We start from the raw sequence: 21,994 nt of genomic DNA, 5'->3' as shown, positions 1-21,994 counted from the left end.
TGCCCCGGGCACAATGGCGCAGGCCAGACGGATAGCGCGTCCCGGATTGCCGCGACGCCCCCTCCCGCGCCGGGCCTGCGGCCCCTGCCGGCGGTCGCGCCGGTGGTGTTGCCGGGGAGTGCAACAAAAAACCCCGGCCGGGGGGCTAAACCGGCCGGGGTCACACGGGAGACGAGCACGGACGTTGGGCGTCAGTTCTCACCCAGCACGGCGGCGTGCACCACCTCCGCGCCGGTATCCTGCTCACGTACGTGGTTGTCGATGAGGAACTCCCAGCCATGAGCGGCGGTGAGGCTGTACGATACCGCCCTGTCCTGCTCCGGCTCGGCCTCGGCGAAGTAATAGCCGCTCGCCGGGGTAGGCGGGCGGTGCTGCGGTTGCTGTTGCATGCTCAATGCCTCGTTAAGTGCCGAAAATTCATAAAAGTCCCGATGAGTCAAGACTAACAAGTGTTTACCGGCATGTGGACAGGGAACATTGAGACATAGAGGACAATCAGATGTGCTTATAGAGCACAAATAAGGCGGGTAGTGGCCGGGCCTGACGCCCGGCCTGAAGGAACCGGCGCGCTAGCCGCGCAGTCCGAGCACATCCTCCATGTCGTAGAGGCCGGGCCCGCGTGTCGCGACCCACTGCGCCGCGCGCACGGCGCCCCTGGCGAAGGTCATCCGGCTGGAGGCGCGGTGGGCGATCTCGACGCGCTCGCCGATACCGGCGAACATCACCGTGTGCTCGCCGACGATGTCTCCGCCGCGGATGGTCTCGAAGCCGATCGTGCGGGCGGCCCGCTCCCCCGTGTGGCCCTGGCGGCCGTAGACGGCGCACTCGTCCAGGTCCCGGTCCAACGCCCTGGCGAGCACCTCGCCCAGGCGCAGCGCGGTGCCCGATGGGGCATCCACCTTGTGGCGGTGGTGGGCCTCGATGACCTCGGTGTCGAAGTCGTCGCCGAGCGCCCGCGCCGCCATGTCGACGAGGCGCAGGCACAGGGTGACGCCGGCGCTGTAGTTCGCCGCGAACACCACCGGGATCTCCCCCGCGATCTCGCGAATGCGCCCGCGCTGCTCCTCCGAGTGCCCTGTGGTGCCGATCACCAGCGCACGGCCGCGCTGGCGGCAGATCGCGAGGTTGGCGTCGGTCGCCTCGGGCAGGGTGAAGTCGATGAGGACGTCGAAGTGGTCCGCCATCGCAGCGAGATCGTCACCGATGGCCACGCCGAGGCTACCCGCGCCGATGAGCTCACCCGCGTCGGCACCTATCAGGCTGCCGCCGGGCCGGTCCACCGCCGCAGCCAGGGTGAGGTCCTCGCGGTCGATCGTGGCCTGAATCAGGTTCCGGCCCATGCGCCCGGCGGCGCCGACGATACCGATCCGTGTCATGCCATTGCCTCCGGTCCGGCACTAGAAACGCATGTTCTCGAAGAAGGACTTCACCGAGTCGACCCAAGAACTCCCGCGCGGATTGTGCTTCTCGCCGCCGTGCTCCAGGGTCTCGGCGAGCTCCTCGAGCAACTCGCGCTGACGGGCGGTGAGGTTCACGGGGGTCTCGACATTGACCCGCACCAGCAGATCACCCGCGGGGCCGCCGCGCACGGGCTTCACACCCTTGCCACGGATCCGGAACACCTTGCCAGACTGGGTGCCGGCGGGCACGCGCAGGTTCACGCGGCCATCCAGGGTGGGCACCTCGAGCTCACCACCCAGTGCGGCCGTGGGCATGGCGACGGGGATGTCGCAGCGCAGGTCCGAGCCGTCGCGCTTGAAGATCGGGTGCGGCTTGACCGCCACCTGGACGTAGAGATCCCCGGGCGGACCGCCGTTCTCGCCGGGCTCGCCCTCGCCGTTGAGGCGGATGCGGTCGCCGCTGTCGACCCCGGCGGGGATGCGAACGGACAGGGTCTTGGTCTCCTGCACGCGCCCCTTGCCGCCGCAGCTCTTGCAGGGATCGGTGATCACCTTGCCGGCACCGCGGCAGCGCGGGCAGGTCTGCTGAATGGAGAAGAAACCCTGCTGGACACGGACATCGCCGTGACCGTTACAGGTCGGGCAGGTCTCGGGCCGGGTTCCCGGCGCGGAGCCGCTACCGCTGCAGGTCTCGCAGTCGGTGAGGGTGGGCACCTCGATCTCCGTCTCGGTGCCGAAAACCGCGTCCTCGAGGTCCAGCTCCAGGGTGTAGCGCAGGTCGGCGCCGCGGAACATGCGGCTGCCGCCGCCTCCGCCACCGCCGAAGATGTCGCCGAAGACGTCGGAGAAGATATCCGAAAAGCTGGCGCCCCCGCCACCACCGAAGCCGCCGCCCATACCGGCGTTCGGATCCACGCCGGCGTGGCCGAACTGGTCATAGGCGGCGCGTTTCTGGGAGTCGCCGAGGACCTCGTAGGCCTCCTGGACCTCCTTGAAACGTGCCTCCGCGTCCTCGTCACCCGGATTGCGGTCCGGGTGATACTTCATCGCCATGCGGCGATACGCCTTCTTGATGTCGCCGTCCGAGGCGTTGCGCGAGACGCCCAGGAGCTCGTAGTAGTCGCGTTTCGACATGGTTGCGTTGCACTCAGGCCGTTCGTGTCTGGTCACTCTCCGGCGGGGAGTATACCGGTTAGGGCTCGCTCACCCCACGCCGCGAACGAAAAGGCGCAGGATGCCGGCCACATCCTGCGCCCGTGGGAACCGCCGGGGGCGCCGGGCACCCCCGTGCCGGATCACTTGCGCTCGTCGTCCTTGACCTCCTCGAACTCGGCGTCGACCACGTCGTCCTGACTGGACGAGGTGCCCTGGCCGCCGGAAGAGGCCTGCTCGCCGCCGGCGGTCTCGCCGCCCTGCTCGCCCTCGTTCTGGTAGAGCCGCTCGGCGAGCTTGCCGGAGACCTCGGACAGGGCCTGGGTCTTGGACTCGATCGCCTCCTTGTCGCTGCCCTTCATGGCCTCCTCGAGCTCGGAGATCGCGTTCTCGACCTCGTTCTTCTCATCCTCGGTCACCTTCTCGCCCAGGTCCTTCACGGACTTGCGGGCCGCGTGGATGAGATTGTCGGCCTGATTGCGGGCCTCGACGAGCTCGCGCGCCTTCTTGTCCTCCTCGGCGTGCTGCTCGGCGTCCTGCACCATGCGATCGATCTCGTCCTCGTTCAGGCCGCTGGAGGCCTTGATGACGATGGACTGCTCCTTGCCGGTGCCCTTGTCCTTGGCCGAGACGTTGAGGATGCCGTTGGCGTCGATGTCGAAGGTGACCTCGATCTGCGGCACACCCCGGGGCGCCGGCGGGATGTCCTGAAGGTCGAACTTGCCGAGGGACTTGTTGTCCTTCGCCATCTCGCGCTCGCCCTGGAGGACGTGGACCGTCACGGCGTTCTGGTTGTCCTCGGCGGTGGAGAACACCTGATTCGCCTTGGTCGGGATGGTGGTGTTCTTCTCGATGAGCTTGGTCATCACGCCGCCGAGGGTCTCGATGCCGAGCGACAGCGGGGTGACGTCGAGCAGCAGCACGTCCTTGACGTCGCCGCCGAGCACGCCGCCCTGGATCGCCGCACCGATGGCGACGGCCTCGTCCGGGTTGACGTCCTTGCGCGCGTCCTTGCCGAAGAAGCCCTTCACGGCCTCCTGGACCTTGGGCATGCGCGTCTGGCCGCCGACGAGGATCACGTCGTCGATGTCGGAGGCGGACTGGCCCGCGTCCTTGAGCGCGGTCTTGCAGGGCTCGAGGGTACGCTCGACGATGTCCTCGACCAGCGACTCGAGCTTCGCCCGGGTCAGCTTCAGGTTGAGGTGCTTCGGCCCGGTCTGGTCCGCGGTGATGTAGGGGAGATTGATCTCCGTCTGCTGGCTCGCGGACAGCTCGATCTTCGCCTTCTCCGAGGCTTCCTTGAGGCGCTGCATCGCCAGCCGGTCGCCGCCCAGGTCGATGCCCTGGTCCTTCTTGAACTCGGCGATCAGGTAATCGATGATCGCGCGGTCGAAGTCCTCGCCGCCGAGGAAGGTGTCGCCGTTGGTGGAAAGCACCTCGAACTGGTGCTCGCCCTCGACCTCGGCGATCTCGATGATGGAGATGTCGAAGGTACCGCCACCGAGGTCGTAGACGGCGATCTTGCGGTCACCACCCTTCTTGTCCATGCCATAGGCCAGCGCCGCCGCGGTGGGCTCGTTGATGATGCGCTTGACCTCGAGGCCGGCGATCTTGCCCGCGTCCTTGGTGGCCTGGCGCTGGGAGTCGTTGAAGTACGCCGGTACGGTGATCACCGCCTCGGTGACCTCTTCGCCCAGGTAGTCCTCGGCGGTCTTCTTCATCTTCTGGAGCACGCGCGCGGAGATCTCCGGCGGCGCCATCTTCTTGTCACGGACCTCGACCCACGCGTCGCCGTTGTCCGCCTTGACGATGTTGTACGGCATCTCGCGGACGTCACGCTGGACGACGTCCTCCTCGAAACGCCGGCCGATCAAGCGCTTGGCCGCGTAGACAGTGTTCTCGGGATTGGTCACCGCCTGACGCTTGGCGGCGGCGCCGACGAGGACCTCGCCGTCCTCGGCGAACGCAACGGTGGACGGCGTGGTGCGCTCGCCCTCTGCGTTTTCGATGACCCGGGTCTGCCCCCCCTCCATGACGGCGACGCACGAGTTCGTGGTCCCCAGATCGATGCCGATGATCTTACCCATAATGCAACAACTCCTTCCGGATTCCTGTCACCCCCGGCACCCGGGAGCGGTCTGCTTTCGGTCTACGCCCTTAAGTGAGGTCGTAGTGTCGTGTTTCAAGCCTGCTCGTCGACCTGGTCGCCCTGACCACCGCCGGAGGCCGCTCGCGAAACGATCACCATCGCCGGCCGAAGCAGGCGGTCGCCGAGCAGATAGCCCTTCTGCACGACCTGCAGCACCGTGTTGGGCTCGTGCTCCGCCGACTCCTGCGCCGCCATGGCCTCGTGGCGCGACGGGTCGAACTTCTCGCCGGTCGGGTCCAGCGCCTGGATGTCGAACTTCTCCATGGCCTGCTGGAGCATGCGCAGGGTCAGCTCGGAGCCCTCGCGCAGCTTCTCCACGTCCGCGCCCTCTTCCTGGGCCGCGTTGACGCCCATCTCGAGGCTGTCGCGCACGGCGAGCAGCTCGCCGGCGAACTTCTCCACCCCGTAGCGCCGTGCCTGCTCGACGTCGCGCTCGGCACGCCGCCGGACGTTCTCCATCTCGGCACGCACGCGCAGGAGCTGGTTCCAGTTCTCCTCGGCCTTCGCCTGCGCCTCCTCGAGCTGGGTCCGCAGGGCCTCGACCTCGTCCGTCGAGCCGCCCCCGCCTTCGCCCTCGGGCCGGGCCCCGGCATCCGTCTCGCTTACGGCCTCGGCGGACGTGGACGCCTGGGACTCGTTGCGCTCTTCCTCTGTCATATGGTGTCTCCGTTCAGGACGACTGTACTGTCACGATAGGATCCCGATACCGACAGGCCGCGCGTTTACGGCCCGCTCCGGGACCTATGCTGGGGTTCAGGAATTGGGATTCAAGGCGTGACCGAGCAGACGCGCGGTCACATCGACGATCGGGATCACCCGGTCGTAGTCCATCCGTGTCGGCCCGATCACGCCGAGCACCCCCAGGACCTCGCCCTCGGCGCGGTAGCTGGAGGTCACCAGGCTCACGCCGTCGAAGATCTCGTAGCCCGACTCCTCGCCGATGAAGATCTGCACGCCGTCCGCGCACAGGCAGCGGTCGAGCAGGTGCAGGATGTCGCGCTTGCGCTCGAACGCGTCGAACAGCTCCTTGAGCTTGTCCACGTCCGAGAGCTCGGCGAAGGTCATCAGGTTGGTCTCGCCGGCGATGACGTAGTCCTCGTCCTCGCCCTGCTCGTCGGCGAACAGCCGCTGCGCCACGTCGATGACGGAGGTCATCAGCGAGTTCATCTGCTCGCGGTCCGCCTTCATCTGCTCGAGGAGCAGCTCGCGCACGGAGCCGATCTCGCGGCCGGCATACTCGGCGCTGAGATAATTGCTCAGGCGCTGGAGCTCGGCCGCGGAGTACTCGCGCTCGGTGTGGATCACGCGGTTCTGGACGTCGTGGTCGTTGAGCACGAGGATGGCGAGTACCCGGCGTTCCGAGAGCGGCAGGAACTCCACGTGCCGGAGGGTCCCGCCGTTGCGCCGGGGCAGCGTGACCACGCCGGCCAGCCGGGTCAGCCCGGAGAGCAGCGTCGAGGCCTTGTCCACGAGCTCGGTGGTGCCGCCGTCGCGCTCGAGCTGGATGCTGAGCTGGCGGACGTCGGAAGCGTCCATGGGCTGGACCGTGAGCAGCGAGTCCACGAAGAAGCGGTAGCCGAGGTCGGTGGGCACCCGGCCGGCGGAGGTGTGCGGCGAGCAGATGAACCCCGCCTCCTCCAGGTCGGCCATGACGTTGCGCACCGTAGCCGGGCTCACGTCGAGGCCCGACTGACGCGTGAGCGTACGCGAGCCCACCGGCTGGCCGCTGCGGATATAGAGCTCCACGAGCGCCTTCAGCAGGCGCTGGGCGCGGGGATTGAGCTGCGTTTCTCCCGTCCGACCGACCATGCGCTTCCGTTCGACCCCGCCAGGGGAAAATCGAGTGAGGTCATGAGTTGGCACTCCCGGACCGAGAGTGCTAAGCGAAGCTATCAACGCCCGCACGGGCTGTCAACGCGCCCGTCGCCGCACATTGGCCCGTCCCCGTGATCATGCTACGGTCGCGCCAATCCACGCGACAGGCCTCCCATGCAGGTATTCAGCACCATCGGACTCACCGGCAAGCCCGACGACGCCGCGGTGACCGACACCATCCAGCGCATCGCCGACCACCTCCGCGGCCGCGGCTGCACCGTGATCGTCGACGGCCGGACCGTCCCCGACCACGTCGCCGGCGACTGCGAGCGCACGGGCGCGACGCCCCTCGCCGAGCGGGTGGACCTGCTCGTCGCCATCGGCGGGGACGGTACCCTGCTGACCGCAGCGCACACGGTCGCCGGCTCGGAGGTGCCGATCCTTGGGGTCAACCGCGGGCGCCTGGGTTTCCTGGTGGACGTCTCCCCCGGCGATTTCGCCGAGATCGACAAGGTCCTGGAGGGGCAGTACACCGCGGACGACCGCATGATGCTCTCCGCAGAACTCCGCGACGGCGAGGGCCGCGTGCTCGATGCCGGGATCGCGCTCAACGACGTGGTCCTGCACAAGTGGCACACGGCACGGATGATCGAGTTCGAGACCTGGATCGACGGCCAGCTGTGCAACCAGTACCGCTCCGACGGGCTGATCATCTCCACGCCCACGGGTTCCACGGCCTACGCCATGTCCGGCGGCGGCCCCATCCTCCACCCGGACGTGGACGCCATGGCGCTGGTTCCCATCTGCCCGCACACCCTCTCGAACCGCCCGCTGGTCATCAGCGCCGGCTCGCATATCGAGATCCGCATGCCCGGCGACCAGATGGCGCAGATCCGGCTGAGCTGCGACAGCCAGAAGAACCTGGAGCCGGTGCCCGGTGCGAGCGTCCACGTCCGGCGCCACGACGCCCCGGTGCACCTCCTCCACCCCCCGGGCTACCAGTACTTCGACATCCTGCGGGCGAAGCTGCGCTGGGGTGACGGTCACCCGGTTTGATGTACCCTGTGGGCTGCGTCGCGACCGCACGCGCAGGGATCAGGACGGGAGGCGCATGCTACGCCACATCCACATCCGCAACTTCACCATCGTCGACCGCGCGGACATCGAGCTTGACGGCGGCATGACCGCGCTCACCGGCGAGACCGGCGCCGGCAAGTCCATCCTCCTCGACGCCCTGGGCCTGTGCCTGGGAGACCGGGCCGGCAGCGGGCTCATCCCCGAAGGCGCAGACCGCACCGAGATCAACGTCCAGTTCGACGTCGCCGACAACCCGGCGGCCAGGGCGTGGCTCGATGAGCAGGACATGGCCGAGGACGACGAGTGTATGCTCCGCCGCGTCCTCCACCGCAGCGGCCGCTCCCAGGCCTGGCTCAACGGCCGGCCCGTGCCCCTGCAACAGCTCGAACGCCTGGGCCGCCACCTGGTCGACATCCACGGCCAGCACGCCCACCAGTCCCTGATGCGCCGCGAGGTCCAGCGCCAGATCCTGGACGACTTCGGCGGCTACACGGAGGCCCTGGAGGCCGTGCGCGAGGCCCACCGTCACTGGCGCGCCCTGCGCGACGAGAAGCGCCGTCTCGAGGGTGGCGGCGAGGACTACGGCGACCGCCTGGAGCTGCTGCGCTTCCAGGTCGAGGAGCTGGAGGCGGTGGTGACCACCGCCGAGGACATCACCGCCCTGGACGCCGAACAGCGCCGGCTCGCCTCCGCGGGCACCCTCATCGAGACCTGCCAGTCCGCCCTCGCCGCACTCTATGACGACGACAACGCCATCCAGGGCCAGCTCGGCGGGGTCACCCGCGAGCTCGCCTCGCTGAACGACCCGGGCCTGGAGGGCGCCCACGAGCTGCTCGCCAACGCCCAGGTCCAGCTCGAGGAGGGCTGCCAGGAGCTGCGCCACTTCCTCGACGGCCTGGAAGTGGACCCGGAGCGCCTGGAATGGGTCGAGCAGCGGCTCTCCACCCTCACCGATCTCGCCCGCAAGCACCGCGTGCGCACGGAGGAGCTCCCGGAGCGCCTGGAGGCCCTGCGCGAGGAGCTCACCGGGCTGGAGAACGCCGAGACCCGGCTCGCCGAGCTGGACCGCGAGCTCGCCGAGGCCGACGCGGCCTACCGTGACGCCGCCACCACGCTCTCCGGTCACCGGCGTGACGCCGCGGAGACGCTGGCCGGGCGCATCAACGACCTGATCGGCGAGCTCGGCATGGCCGCCGCGGAGATGGTGGTGGACGTGAACCACGAAGCCGACGCCACGCCGTCCCCTCACGGCCTGGATGAGATCGCCTTCACCGTGCGCACCAACCCGGATCAGCCCTTCGGCCCGCTACAGCGGGTGGCCTCCGGCGGCGAGCTCTCGCGTATCGGCCTGGCGCTGGCGGTAGCGACAGCGGACGTCAGCCGCATCCCCACGATGGTCTTCGACGAGGCGGACACCGGCCTCGGCGGCGCCGTGGCGGAGGTCGTGGGTCGCAAGCTCCGGGAACTCGGCACCGGTGCGCAGGTGCTGTGCATCACCCATCTGCCCCAGGTGGCGGCCCAGGCGCATCATCAGTTGCAGGTGCAAAAGGACATGGACGACGGGCGCACGCGCACCCATATCGCCGTACTCGAGCCCGAGGAGCGCACCCGAGAGATCGCGCGGATGCTCGGCGGCGTGGAAATTACCGAGAACACGCTCAACCACGCCCGCGAGATGCTCCAGCGCGCGAGCGCCTGAGCACCCGCACCCGGAGCGGGATCCTTGCCGGGGACGGCAGACCGTTCACCACGGTGAACGCCCTGCCGCGAAGAAATCTGCTAGGCCTGCGTCCCCTGGCCCCGGCACTGCGTGCAACGGCCGTAGAGGATCAGGGAGTGGTCGGTAAGCTCGAAGTCGTGGTCACGGGCGACCGCCTTCTGGCGTTCCTCGATGGTCTCGTCGACGAACTCCTGGATCTGGCCGCACTCGACGCAGACCATGTGGTCGTGGTGACTGCCCTCGTCCAGCTCGAAAACCGCCTGATTGCCCTCGAAGTTGTGCCGCTTGACGATGCCTGCCGCCTCGAACTGCGTGAGCACGCGATACACGGTCGCCAGTCCGATGTCGGCACCGGCATTCATGAGATGCCGGTAGACGTCCTCGGCGGAGAGGTGCTCCTCGCGGTTGCCCTCGAGGATCTCGAGGATCTTCACCCGCGGCAGGGTCACCTTGAGTCCGGCCTTGCGCAAGTCTTTGGACTCCAAAACGCCTCCCGTTGCGCTCGTGTCAATGTGGCGGTGGCTGAGTTATGATGCGCGCTCGTCACTGCCTGAGATTGAGGACGGCAACCGTGCGCGTATTGCCAATAGTATACATTAGCGCCTTGCTGCTTGGCGGCTGCAGCGTCAGCGACCTGCCGATCGTCTACAAGCCGGATCTCCAGCAGGGAACGGTGATCGCCAAGGAGGACGTCGCCCAGCTGCGCCCCGGGATGAGCCGCGAGCAGGTCCGGTTCCTCATGGGCACGCCCAGCATCGACGATCCCTTCCATGCCGACCGCTGGGACTACATCTATTCCTATGTACCGCGGGGCGATGAATTCGACGAGCGAAGCCACGAGCGGCTGACGCTGTACTTCGATGACAATGGCCTCGCCCGTGCCAAAGGCGCCTATATCGAGTCCGGCAACCCGCTTTACAGCGGGGACTGAGCCCGGTCAGCGCCGCGCGCCGGCCCGCCGGCGCCGCATCTCCTTTGGGTCCACCTGCAGCGCCCGGTAAATCTCCACCCGGTCGCCGTCGTGTAGCACGTGATCCAGTGCCACCGGCGTGGCGAACACCCCCACCGTCTGGCGCGCAAGGTCGATCTCGGGAAAGCGCCCACGGATCCCGGAGGCCTCGATGGCCTCCCCCGCCGTCACCGGAGACGGCAGCGACACCGGGATCAGCACCTGCACGTCGGGCCGGGCATAGGCGACCTCGACATGCAACTGCCCCGCGGCCGCGCCCTCACTCCCCGCCATAGACCTCGCGGGCCCGCTGGACGAAGGAGTCCACCAGCGTGTTGGCGACCTGGGTGAACACCCGCCCGAAGGCCATGCCGAGCAACCGCGAAGAGAACTCGAACTCCAGCTCCAGCGAGACCCGGCAGGCGTTCTCGTCGAGGTCGCGGAACTGCCAGTAGCCCTGCAGGTGACGGAACGGCCCCTCGACCAGGCGCAGCTCGATCATCTTGCCCGGCTGGCGCCGGTTACGGGTGGTAAAGGACTTCTCGAAGCCCCCCTTGGAGAAGACCAGCGTGGCCTCGACCGTATCCTCGTCGCGATAGAGCTCGCGGCTCGACTTCACCCACGGGAGAAATCGCTGGTAGGCGTTGACATCGTCCACCAGTTCGAACATCGCCTGTGCGGAATACGGGACCATCGCGGAGCGCGAGACCGTCGTCATTGTCCTCCCCTGTACTGATTCAGCCGACCCGGAGCCCGCTGGCCTCCACGCCGATAACCACCAGCGCCGCGGGCGCCACAAACCTTACCAAAAAACGCCACACCGGCGCCGCCGCACCGCGACGCAACGCGATCCGCACGCTCTCGGGCGACAGCACCCAGCCGGCGTAGAGCGCCACACCGAGCCCCACCAACGGCAGCACCACCACCGCCACGCCACGGTTGAGCGCGTCGAACAGCCCCATGCCGCCGGCCACCGGCAGCTGCCAGCGCCCCGGCATCCCCAGGGTGAGCAACGGCACCAGGCCCAGTATCCAGACGACGACACCCACCATCGCCGCCGCCATCGGCCGATCGCGCCGCGGCGAGGCGCTCAGCCATGCCACCGCCGGCTCCATGAGCGCGCAGGTGGACGTCCACGCCGCCAGGCTCAGCGCCGCAAAGAACAGCACGCCGAGGTAATCGCCACCGCTCATGCCGCCGAAGACCACCGGCAGCGTCTGGAACGCCAGCCCGGCACCGCCGCTCGCCGACAACCCGCCGTTGAACAGCGCCGGCAGGACCGCGAGGCCCGCGAGCACCGCGAACAGCGTGTCCATCACCACCGTCGCCACCGCCGGGACGATCACCCCGCCCCGGCAGTACGCACCGAAGGCGATCATCACCCCGGCCCCCAGGCTCAGCGTGAAGAAGGCGTGCCCCAGCGCGGCAAGTACCGCCTCCACCGTGACCGCCCCCCAGTCCGGCACGAACAGGAACGCCAGCGCCGCCGGCAGCCCGGGCGAGTCCCACTGCACTGCCACCAGCGCGCCGAGCAGCACCGCGAGCAGGGGCACGAACCAGCGCGCCGCCACCTCGATGCCGTAGCGCACGTCCCGCCCCGCGACCAGCACCGCGGCACCGATGAACAGGGTGTACCAGCCCAGCAGGGCCTCGCCGTCGTGGACCAGCGCGCGGAACAGCCGCGCGGCGGCCAGGGCGTCCAGGCCCTCGAAGCTCCCGCCCGCGGCGCGGAAGATGTAGGCCAGCGACCAGCCGCCGACGATACCGTAGACCGGCAGCAGCACCACGCCCGCCGCCACCGAGGCAACGCCGATCGCGCCCCAGGCCGGTGAATGGCCCTCGCGTATCGCCAGGCGCCCGAGCCCCCGCGGTGCGGCCACGCCGGCGCGTTCTCCGATCACCAGCTCCGCGATCATCAGCGGCAGGCCGAGGCCGGCGAGGCAGAGCAGATACAGCAGCAGGAACGCGCCGCCCCCGTACTCACCCACCAGCCAGGGGAAACGCCAGATATTGCCCAGCCCGACGGTGGCACCGACGAGGAGCAGCGTCACCCCGCGCCCGCTCGCCGGCCGTGTAAACCCTGTTGCCACCGCGTCCTCCCGACTCGGACCAGCCAACATTGTCGGCACTGTCCGCCGCCCCGGCAAGCACGGGCGTTGGCGCAGCCCGGGCGGACGATTAGAATGGCAACGTGAGCAAGAAAGCAGGCAAGAAAAAGTCCACGGGTGCCGACAACCTCATCGCGGTCAACCGCAAGGCACGGCACGAGTTCTTCATCGAGGACACCATGGAGGCGGGCATCGCCCTGGAAGGCTGGGAGGTCAAGAGCCTCCGCCAGGGTCGGGCCAACCTCACGGAGGGGTACGTCCTGCTGAAGAATGACGAGGCGTGGCTCATCGGGGCGAACTTCCCGCCCCTGCCCACGGCGTCGACACACATCCACCCGGACCCGATCCGCACGCGCAAGCTGCTGCTGCACCGCCGCGAGATCGACCGGCTCATCGGCGCCACGGAGCAGAAGGGCTACACCGTCGTGCCACTGGACCTGCACTGGAAGCGGGGCAACGCCAAGCTGACGATCGGCCTCGCCAAGGGCAAGAAGCAGCACGACAAACGCGCGGACAAGAAGGAGCGCGACTGGCAGCGCGACCGCGCACGCATCCTCAAGCACAACGTGTGACGATATCGGGGCTCGCGCGGAACTCCGCTATGCCCTAGACTGTCATATCTGATGAACAGGGGGCGACTTGGCTTCGACGCGGGTCGCAAAACCTCAGGTGCATGCCGAGGACGTCACTCAACCTCGTAAAACATGTGGCAGCAAAGATAGTTGCCAACGACGACAACTACGCCCTCGCGGCCTAAATAACCGCGAGCGGTCGGCATCCGGTCTCCCGTGGCCGATGTTCGACCGGCATAGCACACGGGATAGCGCCTCGGACCGCCCGGATCCGTTGCGCGAAACCTTGACGGGATCGCCGACTGCACACCCTGTCCGTCGGGTGGCAGCTGGCTAAAAATAATAGACGGATCTAAGCATGTAGACCCTGGGGCGGAGGTCCCGCGGACGCGGGTTCGATTCCCGCCGCCTCCACCATTTCAACATCCAGAACCATCCAACGAAGTCCTCAAGCCCGCGTAACAGCGGGCTTTTTCTTTTCCACGTCGTCCAGCAAGGGGCAACAGGATTCGTTGACATCCGGGGGCGACTGGGGGCAACATTCGGGGCAAGTGAACTGCCCCCGCAGGGAGTTGCCCCATGTCGCTGACCGATACCGCGATCCGTAACGCCAAACCCGGCGATAAGGCCCGGAAGCTCTTTGACGGTGGCGGGCTGTATCTGGAAGTTGCCCCCAGCGGGGGCAAGTGGTGGCGGCTGAAGTACCGATATGGGGGCAAGGAAAAGCGGCTCTCCCTGGGTGTCTATCCCGATGTATCCCTGAAGGATGCCCGCGACCGGCGGGACGAGGCGCGTAAGCTTCTGGCCAATGACATCGACCCCAGCGAGAACCGCAAGGCCACCAGGGCCGCGAAGGTGGAGCGGGCGGCGAATAGCTTTGAGGCGGTCGCCCGCGAATGGTACGCCAAGCACTCCCCCAACTGGTCGGCCAATCACGGCGATCGGATCATCCGCCGCCTGGAGCGCGACATCTTCCCCTGGCTCGGCGGTAAACCCATTGCCGACATCACCGCCCCGCAACTGCTGGAAGTGATCCGGCGCATTGAACAGCGCGGCGCCCTGGAGACGGCGCATCGTGCCCTGGGCAATTGCGGCCAGGTGTTCCGCTATGCCGTGGCGACCGGCCGGGCCGAACGTGACCCCTCCGGCGATCTGCGCGGCGCGTTACCGCCGGTCAAGGGAACGCATTTCGCCTCCGTCACGGAGCCCAAGAAAGTGTCCGAGGTGTTGCGCGCCTTGGATGGGTATGAAGGCACCCTCCCCGTGCGTTGCGCCCTGCGCCTGGCGCCGCTGGTATTCGTCCGCCCCGGCGAACTGCGCCATGCCGAATGGGACGACATCGATCTGGAAGCGGCGGAATGGCGCTATACGGTCAAGAAGACCAACACGCCGCATATCGTTCCCCTCTCCCGCCAGGCCGTGGACATCCTCCGCGAGCTGCATCCTCTCACAGGCAATGGCCGGTATGTTTTCCCCAGCGCCCGAAACCCCAAGGGCGACAAGCCTATGAGCGACAACGCCATCCTCGCCGCCATGCGGCGCATGGGGATCAGCAAGGAAGAAATGAGCGGCCACGGCTTCCGGGCGATGGCGCGCACCATCCTGGATGAAGTACTGGGCTTCCGGCCCGACTTCATCGAGCACCAGCTCGCCCACGCCGTGCGCGACCCCAACGGCCGCGCCTACAACCGCACGGCCCACCTGCCGGAACGGCGCAAGATGATGCAGGAATGGGCGGATTATCTCGACAAGCTGAAAGCCGGCGCCGTAGTCATCCCGATTAACCAAAGCGCCTGAGCGAAGCCACCAGGGAGCCCCTTGGGGGCGGACGGGTTGGCGGGCGGGGGATCAAAAACAGGCGGAGGCAACTTACACATAATGCAAATTATGCGGCGAAGCGAACAGCACGCCTTTTGTGCTGCGCATAATTCCAAGCATTATGTTCAGTTGCCGACACCGACCCTGGTTGGGCAGGCGGCACCGAGTCTTACCGGAGCCTGAAACAATGGTGGGCGGGAAGGCGCAACGCCGTGCGGGGGCGCGGCAGGCTGGGCGACAGCCGAGCCTGCCAGTGGCCCCGCGCAAGCGGCAACGAAGGGAACCCAACCCGGCCGAAGCCACCGAGCCGGTTGCGCAGCAGCCGGCGGTGCCCGATTCCGGCACGGCGTAGCCCGCTGCGGAGCCGCAAGCCCTTGGCCCCGCTTTCCGGGGCGAAGGGCGCCGTGGCGGAGCGCGGGCGGTAACGGAGGGGCCAGGCGTCGAACGAAGCCGCGGAGCCAGGCTGCCGGAGCTTGCGGAGGCAGTCTGGCGGCCCCGACGCTGGCACGGCGCAGCCCGGCGCGGCGCTTGCCCGCGTAGCATGCAAGCGGCGTGACGGGCGGTCCGGGAGCATCTGCCACGCTTCGGCACGCTCTCTGTCGGTCAACTATCCTTCGAGCATCCTTTGACGATTCGTCTGATGTAGTCGTACTCGCTGTCCCGTATCGGAAACAGAATATGAGCCGACGCGAACTTATCCCGATCCCAGCTTCCGTCGTCATACCTGGTGCGCAGATCGTCGTACGGTGTCGCGGAAACAATGAACGAATCCAGGACGACATCGGTCATCTTCGTCCGCTTGCACATGGCCTTGGCCAGTTCCGGGAGCGATTCATGTAATCGCGCCTTCTCGTCGTGCTGATAGGCTTCGGCGTGCACCATCCCGTGGGGCTCCACGAATACGATGCGTTGCTGATGGGCAGTCTTGATCCAGAGGATAAAGTCGGGGTAGAAGCCTCGCGTCTCGAAGAAGCCGATCCCCTTGCCTCGGCTCAGATTACGTAGCAGGTACACTTCGGCATCTGCCAGTGCGCCGTCCCGTTCCGCGCGGCAGTAAGCACGCAGATCACCGACAAACTGCCGCTCGCTCTCTTTGAGCCCCGGCGGATCGCTTCGCACCTTATCGCCTCGCTCGATCAACAGCGGCTGATACAGGTGACGGTCGAAGTGGATCGTCGGCAAGTCGGTCAAATCCTGGCGGTAGATGCTATCGGCTTCGTCGATCAGCTTCTGAATGGCGCCGATGAGAGTCGCTTCACCTCTGGAGACCTTGACGATGTAGTCCTGGAAGTTCGAGTCCTCGACACCCAGCGCCTTGTAGACCATATTCTCCGAATCCCATCGCTCTTGCTGCATGCGATAGAACTTGTCCGTGTACTTCCGCAGGACCGTCAGGACGGCTTCGTGAAGGAATGCGGTTCCGGCGAAGGAGTCCGGCTTAACGACGGTGTCATCAGCAACAACGCTATAAAGGCGGGATGGCTCCTTCTTATCAAAGATCGCCCGCGGCAAATCGGGGCGGATGGCCAGGTTGTGCATGCCTTTCCGCTCCTTGTACTCCAAGAGCTCCAGGTAGACGCGCTCCCAGTCCACAAGTCCCAGACTCGCGTCGGGAATGGCCCTCTCGCGACCGGCCTTCACCGCGGTTGCGGTAAAGCCGTCCGCCCCACTTTCGAACGTCTGCACCTTGAGTGACATATCGACGCGCACACGAATCGCCGGATCGACATCCAGAAGCACGTCGGCTTCGTCGGCGAAGCTTCGGTCGTCCGGGATGCGCGGTACGACCAGACCTTGGCCTAGAAAGTCATCGTTCGTACGGATCGGCAGTGATAGCTCGACATCGCCTTCTGTCTCGACGCCCTCTTTCTCCAGGTACTCCCGGAACTGGGACATGTAATTGGCGCGGACGGCAAAGATGTTGAGCGTCTCCAGCACCGGCAGATGCTCAGGGTGGCTGCCGTCGAGCGCGGAGCTTCGCTTCAGCGTGAAGTCCTTGCCCCGTAGTCGCACGCCACGTCCGAAGAGCTGGATAATTTCCGAGCCTTCCTTCCGGCCAATGTTGAGTAACCCCATATTGGAGACGCGCCAGGAGTTCCACCCCTCCATGAACTTCTTCGCGCCAATCAATATTTCGACGCTCGTCTCCGGCTCGTTGATGCCCTCAAAGAGCGAATTGGCAATGGCATCCTCCTCGACTGTGATGCCAGCATCATCCGCCTCCACCAGCTTCTTAAAGGCGCTGGTATCGCCGATGTAGATCAGACCGAAATATTCGTCCCCTCCACTGGCCTTGAGCCCCAGCTCGCCGGGGCTGCCCCGCAGGTCGCACAAATGCAGGCCGCCGCCGGTAGGCGCGTGCAGGACTTTTTCCAGCAGCTCCTGGTAGGCCGTCTCCGCGTCGATACGAGCATCCTTCAGGTACTGGAACTTCTCGGCAAAAATGTCTTGCCCGTCCGGGTCCACCAGCCCGGTCTTCCCGCCAAGTAGCCGCTTGATCGCCTTGACCGCCCAGCCTTGTTTGTTCTCCAGCAGGTGATGCAGGAAGCGGGCCACGGTCAGCACGTCGCTGCGTTTTTGCTTGTTCTCGGTGTAGACAGCATTCACGCTGCTGCCGACGAACACCCAGAGCGGCTTTTCCAGGTTGTAAGGCCGCAAGTCCGCGCCGCCTTCCTCGAAAACCCGCTGCTGCTCGTAGAACGACAGCAGGTTGCCCAACAGCAGCGTCTCGGTTTTGTCCTCGGCCGCTTCTTCCTTCAGGTTGAGGATACGGAAGTCCTTCCCATATCCGTCGCCGTGGAAGTACCGGTAGGAGTAGTCGAATACGATGCCCTTACCGTACTCCTCGGTCAGCTTGTCGTTCCGAGCCGCCGTCAGGGCCTGACCGAAGGTCGCGCTGTACTCGAAGGTAAATCCGGTCTGCCCCAGCGCGTCGCGAAAGCTGCGCCACGCCTCGCCGCCCGAACCCTTGTGGCCTTCATCGACGAAGATCAGGTTGTTGCCCTCGAAGGCCTCGACCGGCACGCTCTGTCCACCGCCGCGCTTCTCTTCCACCAGCTTCGTGATCTCGATGACGCGCACGGCATCGGGCTCGGAAATCCCAAGGCCGCTTTCATTCAGATCAAACCGGCGGCAGGGAATATTGGAAGCCGTCATCTCCTCGATGTGCTGCTCGCTCAGGCCCGCGTTCGGCGTGATCAGCAGGATATTGTCCAGCGGCAAGTTGTTGTATCGCAGGAACTGCCGATAGTTGATATGCATGATCAGCGTCTTGCCACTGCCGGTGGCCATCCAGTAAGCCAGCTTCTTCAGGTCGGTCTCACTGAACTTGGCGTCCTTTGCTTCCCCAGCACTCTTGGAGGCATTGCGCTTCGCCACGAAGCCGTTCAGCCACCGCAGGAGCTTCCCCGGATGATTGAAATAGCCATCGAGGAAAACTTCCGTGTACAGCAATGCCAGGTGCTGGAAGTACCGCAACGTGATCCGCTCCGGCCGACGCGCGTTCATCGCTTCAAGATGCTCGCGAATGTTGTCGTCGTAGCGTGCCAAGTCTGCGGGGGTGATTTTCACCTTGTCGCCGCGCGCGATGAGCCGGTGGTACACGTAACTGCGACCGCTAGCGTCAAAACCCTCGCCCGCCTCGCGCAGGTCAGCCAAAAGATCACGGTTGCTGTCATAGCCGAACAGGCTGTTCAGCCAGGTCAACAGAACCAGCCGTTGCTCCAGCTTCACGTACTCCGGTTTGCCGTTTCGTGCTCCGGGCATGGATTACGCCTCCACCGGCGCGAACATCCGGGCCTTGAACACCGGCTCAAGGGCCTTGGCGTTGGGAATGAACGAGTCGCCATTGACGAACACTTCATCCACACCCTCGGCGAGCTTCTGCTCAACGACGAATTTCTTGTCGCGTTCCAGATCCTTCTTTTGCCAGCCCTCGGTCTCACGCCAGATCACCGCGATGCGTCGATGGTCAATGCGGCCGTGATAGACCAGGTATCGACGCCCATCATCGTCGTACACTTTGCGTGTGCTGACATGCAGGCCGAGCAGGTAATTGAACGTCTCGGGTATATCGACTGTCTTGTCGATAGTCTCGTCGCCCTTGGCCAGGGTGAGCTTGTAGCTGAAGGGCTTGGCGAGCTTCTCGATGTTCAGGAGCGTTTCGCTCGTCCGTGTCTCCCACTTGAGCATGTACTTGAGCAGGTAATCCTCAAACTGTAGAGTGCCCTGATCGAACGCCTCGTCGAAGGCGATGTTGTTCAACGTGTCCTCAAAACTCTCGACACGACAATACTTAATGATTCGAGGGCCACGCTCGGCTTCTTCCGCCGTTGCACTACGCGCTGGCTTCCCATCCTTCCATTCTGGTGCAAATGCAATCTTCTTGATGCGAGGCAACAGAACGGTTTGAAAGTAGTCTCCCATTTCAACGAGGATGAACTTGCGATTACCGCCATCCTCCCGATTCAGACCGATAGTTGCATGAGCGGTCGTCCCCGAACCACCGAAATAATCCAAGACAGTAGAGCGTGGCGACGGGCGAAGCGATACGCGCAGAGTTTCGATCAGCGTATACAAAGACTTCGGATACGAGAAGTCCAAGTCCTTTCTGCCAAAAATGTGTTGGAGTAGCTTGGTTCCGTACTCAGATGCGTCGAACTGAGCGTCATCCCATAGTGTCCGCACAGTCCCCGTATCTTTGGCGAAGTATATTTCATGCTTCCCACGGGTTTCCCGCACTTGCAGTTTCGGAAGAATACGTTCGACAGATTGCCTTGCATATCGCCACTTCTTCTCGTTACCACTTGTGTCGATCGGCCAGACCCGAATAAGGCCCCCGTCGTCTCTTTCATTAACACCGGCGGGATGGTATTCATCAGGCGGAACATCCCCAAACCCCACAATCTCCTCGTCCTTCACGATGATGGGATAGAAGCAGTTCCGAGCGTCAGTACGATCGGATTCTAGGCCACTGTCGCGTAAGTTCCGTACATCCACTTCATCGAGCTTGCGCTCTCCAATGTAGCGTTCGGAATCTGAGGGATACATGAAGTAGGCATATTCATGACAGTGCGAGAAATTCGCACCCTGTATCCCACGGGGATTATGTCGCACGGCGACACAGACAATCTCGTAGGCTCCCAGCCAGCCACTCCTGATCAATAATCCCAGTCGCTCCTGTTCATTCTCGTCGATAGCAACAACATATACCCCGTCGGCGAGAAAGCGGCGGGACAAATCGATTCTGTTGCTCATTAATGCGAGCCAACTGGAATGAAGATAGTCATTTTTGTATAGAATGCGGGTGGAAGGGGAGTTGAACGGCGGATCGATGTAGATGCAGCTAACTCCCTCGGAGTACAGTTCAGAAAGTAAATTTAGGGCTTGCCAGTTCTCGCTGTGAAAGAGCTCGCCATCCGTCATTTCCTCGAGGTCACCGAAACTGGCGAGAAGGGCATCGACAACCCTCGGGGCGAAGTGGGAGGTGTCGATCAAGAGCGTCGGATGTGCCTTCAGGAACGCCACCCGGCGCTCTGCCTTGCTCTTACCACTTGTAAACAGGTCGGTCTGCTCCTCGTCAATGTGGAACAGCTCCCTCCACTCGTCCCATTGAGCATCGCACTCAGCGATCTCGGGATAGAAGCTCTCGTCGATGGTGCCGACGGTGATGCAGTACTGCGTCTCAGTGATGAACTTCCGTTTCTCCCACAGCATCTTCTGGAAGGACTCGATTTGATCGAGGAAGTCGCTGATTCGGCTGCCGACAGCCTTGATCACCCGCAGGACCTGAAACCAGCCTTCGGAGCGGCCCTCGCCAGCGGCTTCCATCTCGTCCAGGTTCAGCACTTCATTCTTCAGGTAGAAGTCCAGCTCACGCGAGAGAAACCCCTTCAAGTCCTTGTGGATGAAAAAGTCGGAAGTGTTCTTGCGCGTGTATTGCCGCAGGTGATGCTCCAGGAACGTCACCGGCTGGTTATCGCCGTCCTTGCGACGCTCCGCGATAACGGCGGCGAGGGCCTTATCCGCTTTTTTCAGGTTCCTTGGAATGGCCTCAGAGGCCTCCGCTATGAGCTTGTCCTGCTGGTTCTTCTTCCCGTAGGTCACCTTCTCCTGCTCGGTCAGCGGCCGGTACTCGAAGGGAATGATCAGCTCGTTTGCCTTCTCCCGCCAGTCGAGCTCCTTGACGCGGGGCAGGAAAAGCCGTTTCTCACCCTTGACATTGTTCTGCTCGACGTTGGCGGCAGTAAGCTTGAATTGCACGGTCACGCCTTGTGACGTGAAGGTGTAATCGTGGAAATGTTCGGCGGTCTTGACGTAGTACTGGTCGTGGTTGGCCCAGTGAAGATAGACTTCCTCACCGTTGTACGGGATGGCGTACTTCTGCCGCTTAGAGTAGCGGCGCTTGGAGATGAAGTCGCCGTCCTGGTAATAACGGCTAAAGAAAGTGTACAGATGGTTGAAGATGGTGGCCTCCAGGGCCTCGCGCCCACGGCCACCGGTTGCCTTCGCCTGCAAGCTCAGGTACTTCTTCCCCAGCGGAGTACCGTGATAAGACTCGGCGAGATTGCCATCGGCATCCAGGGCCTCCTTGCCCAGCGTTTCGGTAATCTGTTCGGCGGTTTCAGCAAGCTCCGCTGCGGCTTGTGATTGGTCGGCCAAGGCATTACGGTTCAGGTCTTCACCAATCAGCTCGGGCAGGTCGGTCGAGATGAACTTCTCGATCACGTCCCGCTTGTAATTCATGATGCGGTAGATGCCGAAGTCCAGGTCCGCACAGTCGAACTGGAAAAGCTCGCGCAACAGTGCTTGAAATTTTTCTCGATTTGTCATCGGCACGGGTTCCACTCTCTAAGATTCATGTCCGGGTTTGGGTTACGGCCTGATCCGATTCGGGGCGTAGCAACCTTGCTCATCGACATGGCCGGCGGCTACTTGCCTTTTCGGCCACGGGAAGGAGGGAGGCCGGCGACGGTCTCTCCCTCCTCGATGGAGATGTTGTTCTTGTCGCAATAATCCCGGATCAGCACCTCCACCATGTTGGCGATAGAGCGATGCTCGCGGGTGGCAGCGGTACGAAGCGCCTCCTTCACAGCTGGGTCAATGCGGAAGGTCACGGTCGCGGTCTTGGTGGTGGCCATCGGGGTCCTTCGCAGGGTGGCTGCAAATGTACTGTAATGTACTGCATCGTCCCGTATAATCCAAGGAGATTCTGGCAAATCGGCTGGGGAGGGAG

General features: G+C 64.6%; 18 protein-coding genes and 1 other RNA gene. 6 read left to right on the top strand and 13 right to left on the bottom strand.

Annotation, left to right across the window (positions count from 1 at the left end; all coding sequences use genetic code 11):
* Positions 1-191: 191 nt before the first annotated feature.
* The 6 genes from C516_RS0110325 to hrcA form a co-directional block, all read right to left on the bottom strand.
* Positions 192-389, bottom strand: a complete 198-nt coding sequence (locus tag C516_RS0110325; RefSeq protein WP_018718310.1) for a hypothetical protein — start codon at positions 387-389, stop codon at positions 192-194.
* A gap of 180 nt (positions 390-569) precedes the next feature.
* Positions 570-1,376 carry a 4-hydroxy-tetrahydrodipicolinate reductase gene (dapB, locus tag C516_RS0110320; RefSeq protein WP_018718309.1) on the bottom strand — a complete coding sequence of 269 codons (807 nt, stop codon included), beginning with the start codon at positions 1,374-1,376 and terminating at the stop codon, positions 570-572.
* A 21-nt stretch (positions 1,377-1,397) separates the two neighbouring features.
* Complete coding sequence (gene dnaJ / locus C516_RS0110315; RefSeq protein ID WP_018718308.1) at positions 1,398-2,534, bottom strand: molecular chaperone DnaJ; 1,137 nt, start codon at positions 2,532-2,534, stop codon at positions 1,398-1,400.
* A 161-nt stretch (positions 2,535-2,695) separates the two neighbouring features.
* Positions 2,696-4,639, bottom strand: coding sequence for a molecular chaperone DnaK (gene dnaK / locus C516_RS0110310; RefSeq protein WP_018718307.1), 1,944 nt, complete (start codon positions 4,637-4,639; stop codon positions 2,696-2,698).
* A gap of 95 nt (positions 4,640-4,734) precedes the next feature.
* Complete coding sequence (gene grpE / locus C516_RS0110305; RefSeq protein ID WP_018718306.1) at positions 4,735-5,358, bottom strand: nucleotide exchange factor GrpE; 624 nt, start codon at positions 5,356-5,358, stop codon at positions 4,735-4,737.
* A gap of 96 nt (positions 5,359-5,454) precedes the next feature.
* Positions 5,455-6,510: a heat-inducible transcriptional repressor HrcA gene (hrcA, locus tag C516_RS0110300; protein ID WP_018718305.1), complete on the bottom strand. Its 1,056-nt coding sequence runs from the start codon at positions 6,508-6,510 to the stop codon at positions 5,455-5,457.
* Positions 6,511-6,690: 180 nt separating this feature from the next.
* Between hrcA and C516_RS0110295 the strand changes: the two genes are divergently transcribed.
* Entirely contained in the window at positions 6,691-7,572 is an 882-nt protein-coding gene (locus C516_RS0110295) for an NAD(+) kinase (RefSeq protein ID WP_018718304.1), read from the top strand.
* A gap of 55 nt (positions 7,573-7,627) precedes the next feature.
* Complete coding sequence (recN, locus tag C516_RS0110290) at positions 7,628-9,292, top strand: DNA repair protein RecN (protein WP_018718303.1); 1,665 nt, start codon at positions 7,628-7,630, stop codon at positions 9,290-9,292.
* Positions 9,293-9,372: 80 nt separating this feature from the next.
* Here recN and fur read toward each other — a convergent pair whose 3' ends face one another.
* Entirely contained in the window at positions 9,373-9,798 is a 426-nt protein-coding gene (gene fur / locus C516_RS0110285) for a ferric iron uptake transcriptional regulator (RefSeq protein WP_018718302.1), read from the bottom strand.
* Positions 9,799-9,884: 86 nt separating this feature from the next.
* Here fur and C516_RS19285 point away from each other — a divergent pair, with 86 nt between their 5' ends.
* Positions 9,885-10,244 carry an outer membrane protein assembly factor BamE gene (locus tag C516_RS19285; RefSeq protein ID WP_169509143.1) on the top strand — a complete coding sequence of 120 codons (360 nt, stop codon included), beginning with the start codon at positions 9,885-9,887 and terminating at the stop codon, positions 10,242-10,244.
* A 6-nt stretch (positions 10,245-10,250) separates the two neighbouring features.
* Here C516_RS19285 and C516_RS0110275 read toward each other — a convergent pair whose 3' ends face one another.
* From C516_RS0110275 to C516_RS19280, 3 genes are read right to left on the bottom strand one after another with little or no spacing between them, the layout of a single operon-like run.
* On the bottom strand, positions 10,251-10,556 hold the full coding sequence (locus C516_RS0110275; RefSeq protein ID WP_018718300.1) for an RnfH family protein: 306 nt from the start codon (positions 10,554-10,556) through the stop codon (positions 10,251-10,253).
* Positions 10,543-10,980: a type II toxin-antitoxin system RatA family toxin gene (locus C516_RS0110270; RefSeq protein WP_018718299.1), complete on the bottom strand. Its 438-nt coding sequence runs from the start codon at positions 10,978-10,980 to the stop codon at positions 10,543-10,545. Before C516_RS0110270 ends, C516_RS0110275 begins: the two co-directional genes overlap by 14 nt.
* Before the next feature lie 19 nt (positions 10,981-10,999).
* Entirely contained in the window at positions 11,000-12,352 is a 1,353-nt protein-coding gene (locus tag C516_RS19280; RefSeq protein WP_169509142.1) for a sodium-dependent transporter, read from the bottom strand.
* 101 nt (positions 12,353-12,453) lie between these two features.
* On the opposite strand from C516_RS19280, the gene smpB reads away from it, so the two are divergent.
* The 3 genes from smpB to C516_RS0110255 all read left to right on the top strand — a co-directional run bounded on the left by smpB (position 12,454) and on the right by C516_RS0110255 (position 14,739).
* Positions 12,454-12,942 (top strand): SsrA-binding protein SmpB, encoded by a 489-nt coding sequence (gene smpB, locus C516_RS0110260; protein ID WP_018718297.1) that lies wholly within the window; start codon positions 12,454-12,456, stop codon positions 12,940-12,942.
* 58 nt (positions 12,943-13,000) lie between these two features.
* Positions 13,001-13,359: a transfer-messenger RNA gene (gene ssrA / locus C516_RS20835) on the top strand.
* A gap of 162 nt (positions 13,360-13,521) precedes the next feature.
* The gene (locus C516_RS0110255) at positions 13,522-14,739 is read left to right on the top strand and encodes a tyrosine-type recombinase/integrase (RefSeq protein WP_018718296.1); all 1,218 of its coding nucleotides are present in this window, start codon (positions 13,522-13,524) and stop codon (positions 14,737-14,739) included.
* Positions 14,740-15,363: 624 nt separating this feature from the next.
* Here the strand turns inward: C516_RS0110255 and C516_RS0110250 are convergent.
* The 3 genes from C516_RS0110250 to C516_RS0110240 all read right to left on the bottom strand — a co-directional run bounded on the left by C516_RS0110250 (position 15,364) and on the right by C516_RS0110240 (position 21,899).
* Complete coding sequence (locus C516_RS0110250; protein WP_026321098.1) at positions 15,364-18,525, bottom strand: DEAD/DEAH box helicase family protein; 3,162 nt, start codon at positions 18,523-18,525, stop codon at positions 15,364-15,366.
* Positions 18,526-18,528: 3 nt separating this feature from the next.
* On the bottom strand, positions 18,529-21,591 hold the full coding sequence (locus tag C516_RS0110245) for a DNA methyltransferase (protein WP_018718294.1): 3,063 nt from the start codon (positions 21,589-21,591) through the stop codon (positions 18,529-18,531).
* A 98-nt stretch (positions 21,592-21,689) separates the two neighbouring features.
* The gene (locus C516_RS0110240; protein ID WP_018718293.1) at positions 21,690-21,899 is read right to left on the bottom strand and encodes a type II toxin-antitoxin system antitoxin; all 210 of its coding nucleotides are present in this window, start codon (positions 21,897-21,899) and stop codon (positions 21,690-21,692) included.
* Between the last annotated feature and the right edge of the window lie 95 nt (positions 21,900-21,994).

The organism is Arhodomonas aquaeolei DSM 8974, assembly GCF_000374645.1.
Taxonomy (GTDB): Bacteria; Pseudomonadota; Gammaproteobacteria; order Nitrococcales; family Nitrococcaceae; genus Arhodomonas; species Arhodomonas aquaeolei.
The sequence above is the reverse complement of the archived record's forward strand: the minus strand, read 5'-3'. Positions and strand labels throughout refer to the sequence as shown.